This window comes from Paraburkholderia saeva (genome assembly GCF_907164555.1).
Taxonomy (GTDB): Bacteria; Pseudomonadota; Gammaproteobacteria; order Burkholderiales; family Burkholderiaceae; genus Paraburkholderia; species Paraburkholderia saeva.
The window spans coordinates 416,460-433,294 of sequence record NZ_CAJQZC010000001.1 but is presented as its reverse complement, the minus strand read 5'-3'; the positions used below and the strand labels follow the sequence as shown (position 1 = coordinate 433,294).

Here is a 16,835-nt window from a genome sequence, read left to right as displayed (position 1 = left end):
AGAGTAAAAAATGATGTCCAAACTTCGTATCGCATTTGCCGTATTGATGCTCGGCGCGCTTGCCGCCTGTCATTCGGGTGTCAAGCTCGACGAAAACGCCAACAAGGGCGGCGCAGTCAGCACGCAACCGAACCCGAACGCGGTTGCCCAGGTGAACGTCGATCCGCTGAACGATCCGAACAGCCCGCTCGCCAAGCGCAGCATCTACTTCGACTTCGACAGCTACTCGGTCAAGGACGACTACCAGTCGCTGCTCGGCCAGCACGCGCAATACCTGAAGAGCCACCCGGAGCGTCACGTGCTGATCCAGGGCAACACCGACGAACGCGGCACGAGCGAGTACAACCTGGCACTCGGCCAGAAGCGTGCTGAAGCTGTGCGTCGTTCGCTGTCGCTGCTGGGCGTGCCGGATTCGCAGATGGAAGCTGTGAGTCTTGGCAAGGAAAAGCCGCAGGCAACGGGTCACGACGAATCGTCGTGGGCACAAAACCGCCGTGCGGACCTCGTGTATCAACAGTAACGGATGATGAGCCGAATGACGCATCGTTTCTCCTGGCTGCGGGTTGCCGCAGCGGCCTGCGTCGCGGGGACGGCCTTGATGGCCGGACCGGCGCACGCGGGCATGTTTGACGACGATCAGGCCCGTCAGGCGATCCTCGATCTGCGCACCAAGACCGACAGCCTGTCGAGTCAGTTGTCCGCTGCACAGCGCACCATCCTCGATCAGTCCAACCGTCTCGACCAGCTGAACCAGCAGGTTGCAACGCTGCGTGGGCAGAACGAGGACATGGCCAACCAGCTCGCGACTGTGCAAAAGCAGCAGAAGGACTACTACACCGACCTCGATGGCCGGCTGAAGAAGTTCGAGCCGCAGCAGCAGACGGTCGATGGTGTGCAGGGCTCGGTGCAGCCGGGTGAGACAGACGCATTCAACGCCGCCTCGCAGCAGTTCCGCAGCGGCGATTTCAAGAACGCGGCTGCGTCATTCCGCGCGTTCATCCAGAAGTATCCGCAGAGCCCTTATCAGCCGACCGCGCAGTACTGGCTCGGCAACGCACAATATGCATTGCGCGACTACAAGGGTTCGACGGCGACGTGGCAGGGCGTCGTGAAGAATTACCCGCAGCATCCGCGTGCGCCTGAAGCGCTGCTCGCGATTGCGAACAATCAGCTCGAGCAGGGACAGAAGGCAGCCGCCCGCAAGACCCTGGAGCAGATCGTTGCGCAATACGGCGGCTCGGACGTGGCACAATCGGCTCAAAGCAAGCTGTCGCAGATCAAGTAAAGCAGCTGCTCGCAGTACAGCGCGTAGTACCTGTCTGACGCAACGCGCGCCTCTCGCTGAAAAGCCCGGAGCACCCAGTGCCCGGGCTTTTCTCTTTGATCCGCCGGCTGCCCGGCAGGTTGACATGGGCCAACCCCATCGCTATAATCTCGCTTCTCTTTTGGGTCGTTAGCTCAGCTGGTAGAGCAGCGGACTTTTAATCCGTTGGTCACAGGTTCGAATCCCGTACGGCCTACCAAAGATTCCTGTAGTAAAACAAAGGGCCTGCGCAAGCAGGCCTTTTGTTTTTGTACTTCAGGTGCCCGTGGGAGGCAGATCGGGAGGCAGCAGTGACTGCGGTCCACTTCGGTCGACCGCGTCACGCTACCGTTGACTGCGCCCCACTGCCGCCGGCTGCGGACACAGTTTCCAGTGATCCGTGCTCCGGTCCGTTGGGTGTCCGGCCAACCGACAACCTGACCATTGGCCACCACGACGTCACGAATGTTCGTGCCGTCTGCATGGTCACCGGTTGCGAAAGCCGCGGATAAAACACAGGTCTACACGTTGCTCCACTCACTACCGGAGCAGCCCATGAGCCGTACCCGTCCCCGCCTTAATCGCCCGCCTTCCGTTTCCAGCTCCTGCCGCAAGGAGGTGTGACATGGCCAGCATCTATCGTCACCGCAACGCGTGGCAAGCCAGCGTCACAGTCGCCGGAGCCAATCACAAGAAAAACTTCCGCACCCGCAAGGAGGCCGAGACCTGGGCTGCGGAGCTGCATGGTGACCTTCAGCGGGCGCATGCGCCATTGCTAGGCGGTCCCGCAAAAGCCACCGTTGGCCGCATGCTCTACGAGTACGCCCATCTCTACACCATTCACAAGCGCGGCGCGAAGCAGGAAATCAACCTCATCAACCGCTATCTGGCGGCCGCTAGCCTGCCGACCCTGCATTTGCGGGCCACTGAACAGGGCGGCCTTGACCTGACTGACGCGCCGCCTCCGACGGAACTGCCTTCCAGCTTCGCAGGCCTTCGCGACAGGCGCGCTTCGTCGCGTGAAAAGACGAACACCTTTCGCGCCGGGCTCGCCCTTCTGCCGGTCACGCAGGTAAGCGCGCAGACGGTGCTCCGGTTCATGTCCGAAATGCGTAAGGACGGCCTCACGGATAGCACAATCCAGAAAGAACTGGCGCTGCTCAAACACTGTTTCAACTGTGCGCAAAAACACTGGAACTGGGCGGGATTCGAAAACCCGATGTTAAGTGTTGCAGTTCCCAAAGGCGGCCCAGGCCGGTCCGCAGTCCTCGATGAGGATGCGGAGCAGGCGCTGTTCCACGCGCTGGGTCGGTGCGATAACCCGTTCTTCCTGCCCATCGCTCAGTTGGCGATTGAGACCACCGGCCGGCGAGGCAGTCTGTTGAAACTGCGCTGGCGCGATGTCGATCTTGCGGGACGGACCGTCACGCTACGGCTCACGAAAGCGGGTGAGAACCAGGTTGTGCCGCTCACGCAAAGGGCAGTTGAAATCCTTTCCCGCCTGCCCCACGACGGTGACGATGGTCGCGTCTTCCCGGTCACCGCCGACGCACTCGACTCCGCATGGGACCGCGCCACCAGGGAAGCTGGACTGCCCGACCTCCGCTTCCACGACCTCCGGCACGTCGGCACCACTCGGCATGCTCGGCGGCTACGCAATCCCCAGATGCTCAAACGCATCACCGGCCACAAAACGGACGCAATGCTCGCGCGTTACACGCATCTGTTTGTCGATGACGTGCTCGATGCGCTTGATGCTACCGAGCCCTCGTTGATGCCGTCATTACCGCCCGATCTGCGCGGGCAGTCGGCCAGTAAGGCGCGCGCGACAACGCAGGCGCGACGTCTCAACGCGCGGTCCCGTGTGGAGCATGAGGCATCGCATCCGGGGACGACAGCATCCACGGCAGACGAACAGCCCACGCCGCCCTGTGGAAATTCATCTGGGGCAAACGGAAGCATTGTCGCCGTCGATTTCCGCAACCGCCGCCGCGCTGCCTAGCAACGCAACCGCAAACCCCGTAGCGCGGCCCCACAAGTAGGGGTCGTGCTTCTGGCGTGGTATCCGTCACTCGCCTGGAGTAGAGCTGACGAGCAGACTATAGTGGTTTCATGGCCCGCTACAACCGGAGCAGGTGTGAAACCAAGTCGCGGCGGACCGGATGATCGCCCCACACGGGACAACCCGACGCGGGAGCAGACAGAACAGCGAGAGGCGCGAGTCCGGATTCCCGAGATGGAACAAACGGGCATCGTTGCCGACAACTTTTGTGACGCCGCCGGGTTTCTCGACCGACTGGATGGCGAGGACGACGATTGACTGATGGCCAGTTTCAGCGCTGAAACTTTTCTGGAGTCTTACGAAATCCGGCATGCAGTCTGAAGCCGTACTCACGCAATTCACCGCGTCTTCTGCTTTGTACTGGCAGGGACGCCGGTCGGGCGGCGGCCGAGGGAAGGGTTAAAGGCGAGCTGTGCCGCAAACTGCGCCGCGTACCAGGTCTGAATTGCCTCAGCTGCCCAGTAACAACGCTTGCCCACCCGTACCGGCGGCGGAAACCGTCCCTCACGAACCCATCCGTCCAAAGTCCGCTCGGAGATGGCGAGCTGCTCGCAGACCGTCGGTTTATCCAGTGTTTGCATGATGCTTTCCATTACTGTTGTGATGGGAAGTAGAGCGACCGGTTTTATCCATGCTGGCCGCCGCAAAGGCAGCAGCGGCCCACACAGGCTTCGTGCGCTTCGCGATCACGTGGCCGTAGAGGCAAATTTCTGTACTAATGGGAGGCCAAGCAGACGCCCTTCCCCGGATGGCGGACGCAGGACGTCAGCCAGAAGCCGACGTCCTGCTAACCGGAACTACGACGGACTCTGACCTGACCCGCCCCGCCGAAGAGGTCGGCGAGCGTGCCCAGGCACTAGTGCAACACCTCCGGTGAGACGTTGTGCATCGCAGACAACGCCTCCGCGCACAGGGCTACCTTCGGCGTCGCAACAATAAAGGAACCTTGATGCACGACATGCGGAAAATAGGCCCGAGCCGCTTTTTCCATTTCCCGGTTACCGCACGCGAAGGAGGCGCGCGCCAGGAACTTAATCGTCTTGTCTTGGCCACCAGTGCTGCGGATATCGGCGAACATGGCGCTCAGTCGGACTCCTTCAGGCAGGCGCTGGATCAACGGAAGAGTTTCGTCTCCGCCGTCGTGGTGAACCAGAAGCTGGAACCCGCCCTGTTCGTCCCACGCGTTCAGTGCACGCCAGGTATCCTCGTCGCTACCGTCCAGAAAATAGTGAAAGGCAAACACCTCATCGATGACGGCCGTGACAATGATTACAGAGGTTTCCTGTCCGCCTGATGATGTCAAACAGAGATGCAGGTCTTCGGTCACCTCCGGCGGCAACGGCATGTGCGAGGGCAAACACGCGCTGAGAGCTGGCCCTGAGGCGAAGTCGGCCAGGAGACCGTCTCCGAACGGGTTGAGCAGTTGGACAAGCTGGGAAGACTCCAGCGCGAAAGGATTTGATATCTGCATGGCAATTAACCTCGAAGCATCAGATTGGAACGGAGTAAAAAAGAGAGTGCATTTCCATCAGGAAATACGTTGGCGACGCTGGCCACGGCGGCCACGCTTGGGCACGCACTCAGGCGGCACGGCAGGACTTGAACCGAGGGACGCAACCATTCGATGGATGTGGGCGATTGCACTTCTGCCCCCGGACTCCAGGCTACTCAATGGGAAAAACTCACCCCGGCGCAAAAGTTCGGCATGCAGCCACTGATAGGTATCGGTCATACTGTGCGGCCGTGAATCACTGGGAGCATCAAGCAGTAGCTCAGCGCACCGTTCGAGCGACTGGAGCATGAACATGCCCTCCTCGATACGCCAGACAAACTCCGTGTGGCTGCCAATCTCAAACCGCTCCTGCGCAGCCCGCAAGTTGGGCGCGTGGCAGTGGATAGCCTCCAGCACGGTGTTCGGGTCGAGCTCGCGCCAGTATCTTCGGCGCGGTTCGTAGACTGACTCGAGCACCTCGAAAACCGCCTGCAGGTCTAGCTCATCCGGATGCTCTGTGCGTGTACTGAACCCGGTTGTCAGCCGCATGAATGTGGCCTGCTGGGAGCCCTGGACAGGGGGCAGGTCAAATAGCGGTCTCCTGCTTCTGGCCGAAGGGCTGGCGTCCCGGCCAGCGCCGGATTGTGCGACGTCTTTGGGGGGCAAATTTCTTTTTAGGTTCATGTTCCGATCCTCATCGGGTGTGGGGTTGCAGGAAAAGTTGTGAACCGGCGCGAGCAAAATTAGTGCGCCCGCCGGCGCTTCAATGCCGCGTCGTCGCTAAGAAAAAACAATGGTCAACCCATAACTTTTAAATAGGATTACTAATTACAGGTCCGTTATGGCCAGTTCATACACGTACCTTCAAACCATTATCGATAATCAGTTAGCCACGAGCGAAATCCACGCGGAAGCCGGCCGCATGACCGTTTTCTCAGGCCATCAATGAATCCCGCCGCTAGGCGAGTCAGGCAGCAAAATTACAGGAGGTCCACCTGCCGACAAAGGCGCCCCGATGTACTTGGTCAACCGCTCCGGCATGAGGATGTTGACCTCAACGTGGGAAAGTTCGATACCTTCCAGGTCACTTGTGGCTCTGCGTTCGATAATCCCGCTTGCGGCCAAGCTTGAGCAGAACTCCATAAACGGCACCGACGTGTCTCTCTCACACTCTCGCCGCAAATAATCAATGCCACTCGTGCTTTTCCCGGGCGTCCAGTCAATTTCAGGAAGCGAGTACAGTATCTGACTATCCTCAATCAACGCGACAGGCGCCTGCCGGTTTCCGCGCCACGTATCGATGGCAATCCAAGGCTTCCTGCAGCTCGCGTCTGCCAGAAAGTAAATCTGGGCCGCCCCAATTTGGACGCGGATAGTCACCACTGAAAGACCAGGTCCCGCTATGTGCCCGAAACCCACGCTCCCGCTTCCATCTGCCAGCGCCCCAATCCGCCTCAGATTGGAATGTGCAGCCAGAACAGGACCAAGCGGAGGTCGTGACGTCTGGTTTTGTACCAATTCCAAGAAGACTTCTTCCGGCATGAACACGCCGATTTTTTGCAAGCTGCCAGGCATGCCCTTGGGGGCTTGAGCTTTGACATTTTTATGGTTCAATTTCATATAAACATTTCCTCGTGGTGAAAAGTCAGACAATGGGCCCGGCTCGCTCCGGCAATCAACCAGCGAGTTGAATCCGCCGCTTCTTAAACAGGATCGGAAGACTGTTGCTTTGAAGAGAACTTATCGAGATACGTTGCTGCCGACTTGAACCGCCAGAAACTCCGGCACTGCGCGTGCACCCCCTTGCATCCATCACGTTCGAGATAGTCCTAATATTCGAACTCATTTTTTAACTTGCTTATCCAGCTTCATATCACAATCTTCCTTGTATCAAAGCGCGTGGGGAGACGCTCATCCTAGTCCCGGCACGGATCATTCGTCCGTACCGCTCGGTGTGAAAGCGGAGAGGAATCCGCACCAATGGCGACGGTCTAGAATATGTATATAGCTCTACGAATCAAATAGATGTCCAGTTGCGCAATAGTTCCACCCGTATCGCCCCGTCTTAGTCCAGGTATCCAGTCATGGGATACGCGAAATACCTCCGTATGTCGCTACACACATCGCTACAGGTGCGTAACTCAAACAGGTTGCGCACCGTTCGCCGCTCCAGAGGCGGGTGCGCCGAACGGCGGCTCCGCCGCGACAATCGGACAAGCCTCTGCACCAGCATCCTCGAGTCGGTGCATGAACCCCAGAATCGCACGCGTTGCCTTGCAGTCGGAGTCCAAGTGGTCCGCGTATTCGTGCTCGCCCCTCTTCTGGAAATCCGCCATCAGCCAGTCATAGACCTGTTCAGGTTCCAGGGGACGCTCGCTTGCCGGCAATGCGAGGAGGCGCATGGCACAGCGCTCGTCGAATTGCCGCACGTAGAGGAGGTACGCGATCCACTGTCTAACGGTCATCCGCGAGTCCAGCTTCGTATCCGGGCTGAGCTTTGGAAGATAACTGGAATGCACGAAAGACCGTTTCCGGATCCAGTTCACACCAGAAAGCGGGGCGAGACTCATAGAGGTCCTCAAGCATATTGCCGGTCCGGTATGCTGCCTCCCCTGGGCCGGCCGGCGGATTGCGCGTCATGTAGCCGACCAGCCGGTCGAAGTACGGCTGCTGTCGTGAATCTGCTGGCTTCGTCATTGTGTCTTTTCCGGCGTCTAAAAGAATAGGCCCAACCCGGTTTTTCGCGCCCCTGCTGATGAGGATGGGAAGCGAGGCGAATAGCTGCCGAGGATGGCGGAAGCGGCGGGGTGCTGCTGTGTCAGGCAGCGCAGGTGTGAGGTAGGGTGGCAGCCGGGCAATCCGGCGCGGCGGCGATCGCCGCCGCAGGCATTGCTGTAGGCAGATGGAATGCATTTCGTGGCCCCGGATAATTGGGTTGAGTGCCCAGCCCCCGAGGTCCCCGACATCTGGGCCGGGTCCCCGGGACCAGCCCGAGCACTTGGAGCCACTATGAATTACACGGCCGCCACCTCCGAAGGGCGTGCACTTATTTCCCGTGTCGACGCGGGGTGGCGCGGGGCCACAGCGAGGGTCCCGGGTATTTTCCCGTGTATTTGAGGAGCAGTTCAGACCGAGCCTTTTCCCATTGCTCCTTCCAGGCTTTCAGGGCAGGAAGGTCGAAAGCCACATCGAAAACGCGGGGGTCGATCTCGTGCTGCTTCAAAACGGCCTTCGCAAGTTTCACAGGATCCCAGGTCTGCCGGGCCTGTTTGAGCCCCTGTGCGCCCTTCTTCAGGCGGGCACCGTTGACCCAGACGAGATCCTTCTTGCCAAGCTTGTGGGTCCAGTCTCGGGCGACCCACTGGATCCCGTCAAATGCCCGTGCAAGATCGCCCGTCTCGACACCGGCTATCCCGTGGTCATGGTCACCGAAACCATGGGGAATCCGGGTGGCGTCGAGAAATCGGACCACCTCGGACCGGTCGAAGCCGATACTGAGCGAACGGAAGAATTCGTTTTGGTCCCATTGACCGTTTTCCTCGACCACGGGTTCCATCAGCGGCGTTACAATTTGTCTGCCCTGCCTGAAGCGCGAATCTACCGCCACAAAACAGAGGCGCCTGCCCTCCTCGTACTCATACCACGCGGCAGCGCTCTCGATCAGCGACATGCCCTCAGCAGCCACGCCCTCGTTAAAAATGTGCCGGTTGCGTCTGTTTTCTACCCACCTCGGATGGGGATCTGGTGCATTGCACAACTGCTGCTGGAGGTCTTTCGCTGCTTCGGTAATCTGCCATGCGCGCCGAAATTCCGAGTTGCCGACAATTCTGGCCGGGTCCTTGCATTTCGCAATCTCGTGCAGTACATGATGTAAGGATTCAAATTTCATCAGCGGCCTTGCGCTCCCGTCGCACAAACACTTCATAACGGCGGGCGGCGTCAGACCTTGAGGTATCGGTTCCCCGATGGAGCGTTGGGCTATCGGTGCGGAGCAAAATAAAAATTCGATCAGCGGGGCACAACCATGCCCGATCTGTAGGTCGAAGACAGCAAAAAGCCAGACGATCTGCCAGCGCTGCGTAAAACTATCGCGACAACGTTAAGGCCTTCGGGCGCCCTAGCCAGAGACGGACAAGGCATGGCCCAAGACATCTGTCTGTCGGTACGTGACGTATGCGACTCCGTAGTCGCCCGCCAATCGAGTCAGCATTGGCCTGGAGAATCGGGGTTGCGAAAGGGCTGTTCGAGGCGCGGATGACATAGACAGGAACGATGACGACGTCTGAAGCCTGCTCGACCGGCAGTTGACGTTCGCTTGCCGTACGCAATCCGGGCAGTACGTCAATGCATTTAAAGGCTGCCGATCTGCCGTCTGAGTTCGGCGGCCCTTGCCTGCGAACAGCCGAGATGACGCCGGATGTCGGCAACTGTCGCCCGAAGATGCCCAGCTGCAATGTCCCGGGTGAGTTGCAGGCTGGTTTCGTCGCGACGGTCCTCGCGGTCGTGGGCGACCAGCGAAGCAGTCACGGCTGACCGGTCCCGAGTCACGTGACAGTTGGCGAGTAACGTGTGACTCTCGGACTGACCCGCCGTGACCACCGGCGTGACTGAGAAATCGGCAGCCTCGTCAACGGGAATCCTAGCCGTGCTGCCCGGTCGAAGCGCCAGGTACCAGCACAAGCACGCCACACCTTCCAGTTCGGCTGCAAAGACAAACGCCAGCAGCAGGTTCACTTTTCCCTCAGTCATGCCCAAGCAACCGGCCAGTCGTGCCGTGACTGGGTCGTCACGCGCGGAGTCACGCAGAGTCGTCACGTGACTCGCTTGCTCAATCCGCCGGTCTTCTGCCCTTTCCCGCCGTTTTGTCTCGTCCGCCTCGACATTGAGCGCGTCGAGCTTTGCGGTCAGGGCAACCCCGTTCGCGCGAACACTCGCGCAGTTTCGGGCACAGCGATGCGCTTCAATGTCCCCTATCGCTGCCCTGACCGTCGCTTGCTCTGCGGAAATGGCCGTCAGAGTGCGGCCGGATGGATAGATTTTAGGAAAGTGCTCGGCAGCCAAGGTGATCGCCTCTGCTCGGCGCTCGCCCGCATGCAGTTGCGACATCAGGAAGAACGTTACGTGGCTGAAGCTGACTGCAATCGCGCAGACCGCCCACACTCCGGCGGCGATACAGCGAACCGGGGGCGGCGCTGCCCGACATAACGCAGGCAACAGGTGCACGCACAGGACCAGAACAATGCTGATCGCACACCAGAGTAGCCGTTCCGCCAGCCAATCGCCACGTTGCCATCCGGCTAGCACGGATATGCAGACGGTGGTTCCGGTTGCTGCGATGGCGAGTAATAATGACCCGCGCGACGGGAAGTCGGAGAACCGTCTGTTCCCAGCAATTTTTTCGTTATCGACTCCGGTCTGCACGCAGCCCCCGTTTCATGGAATGATACGTATAGATAGCTATCGCCGTGAATCAGGTACCAGAAGCAGACACGGATGTCCGCAACTCCGATCGAATGTGGCTCTCCGCGCTCGCGGATTATGGATGGGAATCCAGCGAAAGCAATTGACGTATGTGCAGGATGCCCGTCGTCCTGAACGTTCGCGCGGTAGCGGACACCTCTAAAATTTGTGTGCATTGAACCGAGGTTGCGCACGCACATAGTCACGAGATTTCTCTGAGCGATCTCTCCGTATTCGAGCCGCTCTCCCGCCGCGTCGCTTCATCCGCTTTGACATTTAAAACATCGAGCTTTGCGGACAACGCGATCCGGTTCGCAAAGGTTCGCGCAGCTGCGCGTACGCCCCTGTGTGTTTAAGGCAGACATCGCGTCGACGGTTGCCTGTTCCAAGCTATCGCTCCAAGGCTACAATCTCACGGAGCAACAGTCGCGGCCGGCCCGACAAGCACTACTATCGCGTCCGCCCGAAGCTCGCCCGTATGCTGCTGCGACAGCAGTAAGAACGTTGCATGGTTAAACGAAACGGCGAGCATGAACGCGACCCACAATATGCCGGCAATTCAGCAAGCGATAGTCGAGGCTTCGACGCATAGCGTCGGCACTAAATGGGCGCACGTGACGAGCACAACGCTAAACGCACACCGGACAATGCTTTTCGAAAGTCGACGGCCTCGTTGCCAATCAGCAAGCATCGACATGCAGAATGCTGTTCCCGTTGCCGCGATGGCTAGCATGAATAGGCCATAGAAGCGAATATCGCGAAACTCTTCACGCTTCAGGTCTTTCACTGCGATGTCCAAGGTTTTTTGCCTGCACCCCCGTTCTTCAAATACCAAATGTAGAGGCCGCTCTTCGCAGGCGTGACTTGTATCACAGTCGTACCCACATATCGAACCCGACCGAGCCACTAGGTGAACTATCTCAACCGTTTAGAAGATCGAAGCTCAGAATTCGGTGGGATTCACGAACGGTTTGGCGAGAGAGTCTCAAAAACAAGCATGAATCAAAAAGAGCTAAATGGATCAATCCTGGCGCCATCGCAGCTCTCGCCACCTTCGGTTTGAAGCGCGCGAAGGAGGAATCGCTCGTGCTGCGGAACTATGAGCCGCAGGAGGGACAGCCCCGCGAGCTGGTCGAAAGGCGCATCAGCCTGCTGTCTTCTGCACGAAGAGGGTTTCAGCGAAAAAGCGGAGCCGCCGGAAGTTTACGTACGCCATGCCGACATCAGGCTCGTGACTAAACCTTCAACAGCAGGCGAAAGTTTCCGAGCTCCTCTCCAATCAGGACCACCCTGACCCGCTCGACCTTCACGTTTGAATACAGCGGCTCTCGCTCTTCCGGGGCGCCCGGATAGAAGACTTCATATGGACGCCCGCCATACAAGCCGGATTCATGGTTCCATAAGTCATCGCGTACGATGACATCGCCGAGAACGGCACCATCGGAAACATCTGCGTAGGGCAGAAATACCAGAACAAGTGCTTCGGGATCGGCATTCGCCAGACGCTCAAGCAGTTGGTAGACTTTCATGAAACGTTGCCCCGCAATCCATGCCGACCGAGTCATTGACTGGTCGGCGACAGGAGACGTATGAATACGTCAAGGATACTGTGGGACCGTTCAATACAGACCGGATCGAGATCAATGCGCGTCTGATTCCGTACCAGCAGACTTCCATCGGCACTGCGCTGTTCTCGCGTCATATCGAGACGGGCAATCGCGCCGCTGGTCTTGCCGTCGAGAGACTGGAGCCTATCGACAAACACCGTCATGTGGCGACGCACGGGCGGAAAGGGCGGCAGCGGATACTGACGCTCCTGATCGGCACGGAGGGCAGTTACGACAGCAACGAACTAGTGCTAGGCTACGCACCTCGGTATCGGCCCACTCTGCTCCAGAGTCAGCTCGCCGCGAGCCTCGGATACGAAAGGCAGCTCTGCACCGTGCGCGAGATACTCCCCCTCATATGCTGCCACTCGCCATGTGAGGTGGCAGATTCCTCTTCGCTTCTGGCGCATAACGTGCCCATGTCTCGACTTCACCGCCCCGACAGCTGCAAACGGGACTGCCATACATCCAGTCGACCATTGGCCATGCCTCCCGTGCAGGCGCGGGGTTACCATTTTTCGTCAGGATCGCCCCAGACGGCGGGCAAGACTTTCGCCGTCCAGGCGAAATGCATCTTGTCCGGGAAATGCCGTAACAGGCTTAACGCGCGATCTCGCAGTTCGTCCATGGCCGGGACGTCACTCCCTGATGCAAGCATTTGGAGTAATTCCCGCGTGCGCAACACGGACCGCGTACGCTCATGCGGCATGGTCATCGGCGTCCTCCATAAAGTCGGTGCCCCAAACATCTCGACGGTCGAAGTCAGCCATATCGGATACAGCCGATGCCCCGTTCCCGGCAGCGGTCGGACCAACCTCATCGCACTGACCAACCGGCAACGGTCGTCGCCAGTCCGGCACGAGTTGGGCGGTCACGTCGCTCCACTTCTGAATGCGCCACTGTCTTACCGCCCACTGCCAGACATATTCAGCATCCCTGTCGAATCCTGCACGCCCGACCAGGACGTAGCGACGGCCAGTTGCAGTGACGCCCGTGCGCGTTGTCGCGTCGAACGAAATGATTGCCGTGCTGACACGTCCGTCGCGCTCGGCAAGGTTGAATCCGACGAAATGCCGTGCGCCAGTACTCGATTCGCGAATAGACCAGGACTCCAGCGAAACGATCGGGTCATCGCAGACCGACGAGCTTGCGTGGATAGACATAGCATTCCCCGTTCAAAACGTTTTCATCAGTCCCGGGGGGCATGTAACGACGCCTCACGGAGCCCCGCGTCAATACCCCTGTTTACTGATATCGATATGCTGCAGCATACCCAGATGCCGAGTCGTTCGCGATGCTCGTTTCTTCATGTTCGGGTCCCCTATCGATAGAAATTGTGTACAGCTGCGCCGGTAGTCGATTTCTCCCCAAAAATTGCTGGACCGCCGGAGAGATTTTTTACTCGTCGCTGTTTCGCTTGCTGTGTTGGGGGCCGTCTCGGTCGCTGAGATGCTGAGCAATTTCTGAGAGCGATGATGATGGCTTTGAGCTCGTCGATCTTTTGCACGGTTGCGAGCATGTCGATCTGGTGGGCAGCGTTCCTCCAATGCTCAGCTCCGACTAACAACAGCAAGCCTCGCCGCGAGTCCGGCGAAAACGGACGCAAGCAGGTATTGAGGGGTCCGGGACTGATGGCGTCGGCATAACCACCTTTGCGTAAGTCGGCTTGCAAAAATGATGACGATGCCGTTCACGATCAGACCGATGAAATTGAGCACGGTCGCAAGCGTCAATATCTGAAAGGCCACTGCACCGTCTTGCGGACGCACGAATTGCGGGAACAGCGCAAGGACGAACAAAGCCATCTTCGGATTGAGCAGATTGGTCAGCAACCCTTGCCTGAAAATCCTTTGAACAGAAAAACGAGCTCCGCTGGCGGCGGGCGAAATGGACAAGGGGGACGCGCGAAGGGTCTTCCACGCAAGGTAGAGCAGGTAGGCGGCGCCAGCGAATCGGACGACATCGTAGGCTACCGGCACGGCGAGAAACAGTCGGGACAGGCCAAACGCCGCCAGCATTGCGTGGCAATAGGTTCCAGCCAATATGCCGGCAAGCGATGTGAAGCCAGCAGACCGTCCCTGAGTAACGCTTCTCGATGCTATGAGTAGCATATCCGGACCTGGCGTCATCGTGAGCGCGAGACAGGCCCCTGAAAAGAGGGTGAGAGTAGCAAAGCCAAGCATGGAAGGTCCCCTTGCGCCAGTTGCGCAAAAGGGATCTCAGTTTAATGAAAATCATGTACTGAATCAATCGGTTTGACCGGCCGATTTCGGTCGTGCAGCCAGCTCGTTCCGGGTCGAAAGTACGCATTCGTCTTCGTCGCAGTAACAGTTCGCGATTTCCGTTTTCGAACGACCGCTGTCCTTGGATGAGAGAGCGTGGAGGGAATCAACACGCGAATGGCGGCCTAGGCCGAACTACGGTTCTTAAGAAACCGGCTTGGATGGCCGGACCGCTCAGATTCGCAGCCCCCAAGACTGATCGATAGAATTCCTTCTGTGCAGAGTAAACTTACGATGACAACTGCGCCGCTGTCAGGCAGCGTCTTTATCCAATTCCCCTTTATCGGGTGATATTGTTCCTACGTGGACATGGTGCTTCCATCTGCGTCGTCGAAGACAGCACGGCATCATCGTCGGTGTCAACAGCTAGCTATTCGATGGCCGCCTATTGGAGATCGCAATCGCTTTTTCCTCGGGCTCGATGACCAGGGATATTGGGGCTTATTGTCGCGAAGCAGCTTCAAAACACACAATGGATAGCTATCCACATAAAATAACCGGATGCCCTATTCCGGCTGAAACAGACGCTTAGGGATTTGCGGGATTCAAGCGCTCCATTGCCGAACACTCGCATCGCAAATTCAAGTCAGAAGTTCTGTCTCTCGCCACCTAAAAACAGATACATTAGCGTTGTCCCGCTATCGGGCGGTAGCGTTTGAACCGTCAGAAAGATCTCGATCAAATGTGGATCCAGCGTGCCAGCCCAACCAAACATTTCCCATCACAATCTGGATCCATATGAATTCATCCCACCCCGAAGAATTTTCGGCAACCACGCGCGACGATAATGATTTCAAAGTCGTTCGACGTCTTCTAGACGAGCGCTATAGTTGTCGATCATTTCGGCCGGATCCTGTCCCCCGAGACGTCATTGAGAAAATTCTCGCCACCGCTCAACGGACCGCTTCCTGGTGCAACAGTCAGTCATGGCATGTCGCGATCACAGAGGGCGCGGGTACTGAGCGACTCATGCGCACACTCTACGACCACGCGTCGAACGAAGCGCCTCCCGAACCCGACTTTACGTTTCCGCGCGAATACACTGGGGTCTATCTGGATCGCCGGCGCGAAACTGGATTTCAACTCTACAACGCATTGGGAATTGCCCGTGGCGATAAAGCGGCCTATGCCCAGCAGGCGCTAGAGAACTTCCGATTTTTCGGCGCTCCGCATGTGGCGATTATCACCACGAACGAGGCACTCGGTATCTATGGTGCAATCGACTGTGGATGCTACGTCAGCAACTTTCTGCTGGCCGCGCACGCAAGCGGCATCGCGACAGTTCCTCAAGCGGCGCTGTCGACGTACGCGAAGATTGTCAGACGGGAGTTGAACCTGGGCGAGGACCGGCGAATGGTGTGTGCAATATCCTTCGGCTATGCCGACGAAGGACATCCCGCCAATTCATATAGAACCAGTCGCGCCCCCCTCGAAGAAGCGGTCAAATGGATCGCTGATTAGAAAACGGCTCGCAACATGCGAGCCGATCACGCTTAGCTTTGCATGGCATCACAGTAACGCGCGACATGATAATCAGAGTCGCCCAATAACGAATCGAACATCGTGAGCCGCTTCAGATAATCGCCGACTTCTAGTTCGTCGGTCATACCCATTCCACCGTGCAGTTGCACAGCCTGCTGACCCACAAAGCGCCCTGCCTTTGCGACGCTGACCTTGGCGGCGGACAGCATGCGGCGGCGCTGGGCCGGATCCGCTTCGTCGAGCGCCTGGGCCGCAACATAGGCCATCGACAGCGCCAGCTCCTTCTGGACGAGCATGTCGGCCATGCGATGCTGCAAGGCCTGAAAAGCCCCCAACGGCTGACCGAACTGACGGCGATTACGCAGATACTCCACCGTGATCTCAATCAGCTTTTCCATCGCGCCGGCCGCGTCCGCACACAGCGCAGCAATGCCATGATCGAGCCCGTGCGTGAGCGCCTTCAACCCGTCTTTCGGTCCGCCTATCATGGCATCTTCACCGACGACAACGGACTCCAGTTTCAGGTCAGCGGCGCGCAGTCCGTCCATCGTCGGATAGGCGGTGACGGTAAGGCCTGGTGTGCTGCGCGGGACGATGAAGAGCCCAATGTCGTTGCCGCCATCGAGTCTCGCCGTGACCAGCATAGCGTCGGCTGTCTCGCCGTGCCAGACGAGTGATTTGACACCGTTGAGGACGTAACCGTCTTGCGTACCATGCGCGCCCGTGCGAACTGCCTCCGGCCGATAACGCGTGCCCGGTTCGAGCCAAGCAGCAGTCACAATGCGTGTGCCGCTTGCAATGGCCGGAAGCCAGTTGTCCTTCTGCGCCGGGCTGCCAAACGCATTCAGCACTTGTGCCGCGACCACCCCGCTCGGGATGACCGGTTCCAGCGTCAGCGCCCGCCCCAGTTCGAACTGCACAACGAGCCTGCTCGCGGCGCCTTCGCCGAAACCGCCGTACTCTTCTGGCACCGTGAGGCCGATCACCCCCATATCCGCGAGCAATGACCAGATCTGCGGGTCGAAGCTCGCTGCCTCACGTGAGCGCCGGCGCCGCTTTTCAAACGTGTATTCTGTCTCAACGAAACGGCGCAGACTGTCCACGAGCATTTGCTGCTCTTCGCTGTAAGTGAAATCCATAATTCTTT

Annotated in this window: 16 protein-coding genes and 1 tRNA gene; 5 read left to right on the top strand and 12 right to left on the bottom strand. The window is 58.5% G+C overall.

Annotated features, from left to right (window positions below; translation table 11 throughout):
• Positions 1-10 precede the first annotated feature (10 nt).
• The 4 genes from pal to LPA36_RS01895 all read left to right on the top strand — a co-directional run bounded on the left by pal (position 11) and on the right by LPA36_RS01895 (position 3,305).
• Positions 11-520, top strand: coding sequence for a peptidoglycan-associated lipoprotein Pal (gene pal, locus LPA36_RS01910; protein WP_090532324.1), 510 nt, complete (start codon positions 11-13; stop codon positions 518-520).
• A 15-nt stretch (positions 521-535) separates the two neighbouring features.
• Complete coding sequence (gene ybgF / locus LPA36_RS01905; RefSeq protein ID WP_228874454.1) at positions 536-1,285, top strand: tol-pal system protein YbgF; 750 nt, start codon at positions 536-538, stop codon at positions 1,283-1,285.
• 162 nt (positions 1,286-1,447) lie between these two features.
• A tRNA-Lys gene (locus tag LPA36_RS01900) sits at positions 1,448-1,523 on the top strand.
• 405 nt (positions 1,524-1,928) lie between these two features.
• Positions 1,929-3,305: a site-specific integrase gene (locus LPA36_RS01895; protein ID WP_228874453.1), complete on the top strand. Its 1,377-nt coding sequence runs from the start codon at positions 1,929-1,931 to the stop codon at positions 3,303-3,305.
• A gap of 398 nt (positions 3,306-3,703) precedes the next feature.
• Here the strand turns inward: LPA36_RS01895 and LPA36_RS01890 are convergent, their stop codons facing one another.
• From LPA36_RS01890 to LPA36_RS01845, 11 genes are all read right to left on the bottom strand, one after another.
• Positions 3,704-3,946, bottom strand: a complete 243-nt coding sequence (locus LPA36_RS01890; protein WP_228874452.1) for a helix-turn-helix transcriptional regulator — start codon at positions 3,944-3,946, stop codon at positions 3,704-3,706.
• Positions 3,947-4,221: 275 nt separating this feature from the next.
• Positions 4,222-4,836, bottom strand: coding sequence for a hypothetical protein (locus LPA36_RS01885; RefSeq protein WP_228874451.1), 615 nt, complete (start codon positions 4,834-4,836; stop codon positions 4,222-4,224).
• 57 nt (positions 4,837-4,893) lie between these two features.
• Positions 4,894-5,406, bottom strand: a complete 513-nt coding sequence (locus LPA36_RS01880; protein ID WP_228874450.1) for a hypothetical protein — start codon at positions 5,404-5,406, stop codon at positions 4,894-4,896.
• A gap of 393 nt (positions 5,407-5,799) precedes the next feature.
• Positions 5,800-6,477 carry a hypothetical protein gene (locus LPA36_RS01875; RefSeq protein WP_228874449.1) on the bottom strand — a complete coding sequence of 226 codons (678 nt, stop codon included), beginning with the start codon at positions 6,475-6,477 and terminating at the stop codon, positions 5,800-5,802.
• A 521-nt stretch (positions 6,478-6,998) separates the two neighbouring features.
• Positions 6,999-7,427 carry a hypothetical protein gene (locus tag LPA36_RS01870; protein WP_228874448.1) on the bottom strand — a complete coding sequence of 143 codons (429 nt, stop codon included), beginning with the start codon at positions 7,425-7,427 and terminating at the stop codon, positions 6,999-7,001.
• A 476-nt stretch (positions 7,428-7,903) separates the two neighbouring features.
• Positions 7,904-8,746: a hypothetical protein gene (locus LPA36_RS01865; RefSeq protein ID WP_228874447.1), complete on the bottom strand. Its 843-nt coding sequence runs from the start codon at positions 8,744-8,746 to the stop codon at positions 7,904-7,906.
• Between the two features lie 461 nt (positions 8,747-9,207).
• Positions 9,208-10,278, bottom strand: coding sequence for a hypothetical protein (locus LPA36_RS01860; protein WP_228874446.1), 1,071 nt, complete (start codon positions 10,276-10,278; stop codon positions 9,208-9,210).
• Between the two features lie 1,274 nt (positions 10,279-11,552).
• Complete coding sequence (locus LPA36_RS01855) at positions 11,553-11,846, bottom strand: hypothetical protein (protein WP_228874445.1); 294 nt, start codon at positions 11,844-11,846, stop codon at positions 11,553-11,555.
• A 586-nt stretch (positions 11,847-12,432) separates the two neighbouring features.
• A complete protein-coding gene (locus tag LPA36_RS29565; protein ID WP_407674209.1) occupies positions 12,433-12,582 on the bottom strand; it encodes a hypothetical protein in 150 nt (49 codons plus the stop codon).
• A 40-nt stretch (positions 12,583-12,622) separates the two neighbouring features.
• Entirely contained in the window at positions 12,623-13,087 is a 465-nt protein-coding gene (locus tag LPA36_RS01850) for a hypothetical protein (protein WP_228874444.1), read from the bottom strand.
• A 387-nt stretch (positions 13,088-13,474) separates the two neighbouring features.
• The gene (locus tag LPA36_RS01845; RefSeq protein WP_228874443.1) at positions 13,475-14,107 is read right to left on the bottom strand and encodes a LysE family translocator; all 633 of its coding nucleotides are present in this window, start codon (positions 14,105-14,107) and stop codon (positions 13,475-13,477) included.
• Between the two features lie 837 nt (positions 14,108-14,944).
• Between LPA36_RS01845 and LPA36_RS01840 the strand changes: the two genes are divergently transcribed.
• Entirely contained in the window at positions 14,945-15,667 is a 723-nt protein-coding gene (locus LPA36_RS01840; protein WP_228874442.1) for a nitroreductase, read from the top strand.
• A 32-nt stretch (positions 15,668-15,699) separates the two neighbouring features.
• On the opposite strand, the gene LPA36_RS01835 is transcribed toward LPA36_RS01840, so the two are convergent.
• A complete protein-coding gene (locus LPA36_RS01835) occupies positions 15,700-16,827 on the bottom strand; it encodes an acyl-CoA dehydrogenase family protein (protein WP_228874441.1) in 1,128 nt (375 codons plus the stop codon).
• Positions 16,828-16,835 lie beyond the last annotated feature (8 nt).

Excerpts from the sequence above, each read along its gene's own strand:
- pal (WP_090532324.1), top strand. The coding sequence starts at position 11 with ATGATGTCCAAACTTCGTATCGCATTTGCCGTATTGATGCTCGGCGCG.
- ybgF (WP_228874454.1), top strand. The coding sequence starts at position 536 with ATGACGCATCGTTTCTCCTGGCTGCGGGTTGCCGCAGCGGCCTGCGTC.
- LPA36_RS01895 (WP_228874453.1), top strand. The coding sequence starts at position 1,929 with ATGGCCAGCATCTATCGTCACCGCAACGCGTGGCAAGCCAGCGTCACA.
- LPA36_RS01890 (WP_228874452.1), bottom strand. The coding sequence starts at position 3,946 with ATGCAAACACTGGATAAACCGACGGTCTGCGAGCAGCTCGCCATCTCC.
- LPA36_RS01885 (WP_228874451.1), bottom strand. The coding sequence starts at position 4,836 with ATGCAGATATCAAATCCTTTCGCGCTGGAGTCTTCCCAGCTTGTCCAA.
- LPA36_RS01880 (WP_228874450.1), bottom strand. The coding sequence starts at position 5,406 with ATGCGGCTGACAACCGGGTTCAGTACACGCACAGAGCATCCGGATGAG.
- LPA36_RS01875 (WP_228874449.1), bottom strand. The coding sequence starts at position 6,477 with ATGAAATTGAACCATAAAAATGTCAAAGCTCAAGCCCCCAAGGGCATG.
- LPA36_RS01870 (WP_228874448.1), bottom strand. The coding sequence starts at position 7,427 with ATGAGTCTCGCCCCGCTTTCTGGTGTGAACTGGATCCGGAAACGGTCT.
- LPA36_RS01865 (WP_228874447.1), bottom strand. The coding sequence starts at position 8,746 with ATGAAATTTGAATCCTTACATCATGTACTGCACGAGATTGCGAAATGC.
- LPA36_RS01855 (WP_228874445.1), bottom strand. The coding sequence starts at position 11,846 with ATGAAAGTCTACCAACTGCTTGAGCGTCTGGCGAATGCCGATCCCGAA.
- LPA36_RS29565 (WP_407674209.1), bottom strand. The coding sequence starts at position 12,582 with ATGCTTGCATCAGGGAGTGACGTCCCGGCCATGGACGAACTGCGAGAT.
- LPA36_RS01850 (WP_228874444.1), bottom strand. The coding sequence starts at position 13,087 with ATGTCTATCCACGCAAGCTCGTCGGTCTGCGATGACCCGATCGTTTCG.
- LPA36_RS01845 (WP_228874443.1), bottom strand. The coding sequence starts at position 14,107 with ATGCTTGGCTTTGCTACTCTCACCCTCTTTTCAGGGGCCTGTCTCGCG.
- LPA36_RS01840 (WP_228874442.1), top strand. The coding sequence starts at position 14,945 with ATGAATTCATCCCACCCCGAAGAATTTTCGGCAACCACGCGCGACGAT.
- LPA36_RS01835 (WP_228874441.1), bottom strand. The coding sequence starts at position 16,827 with ATGGATTTCACTTACAGCGAAGAGCAGCAAATGCTCGTGGACAGTCTG.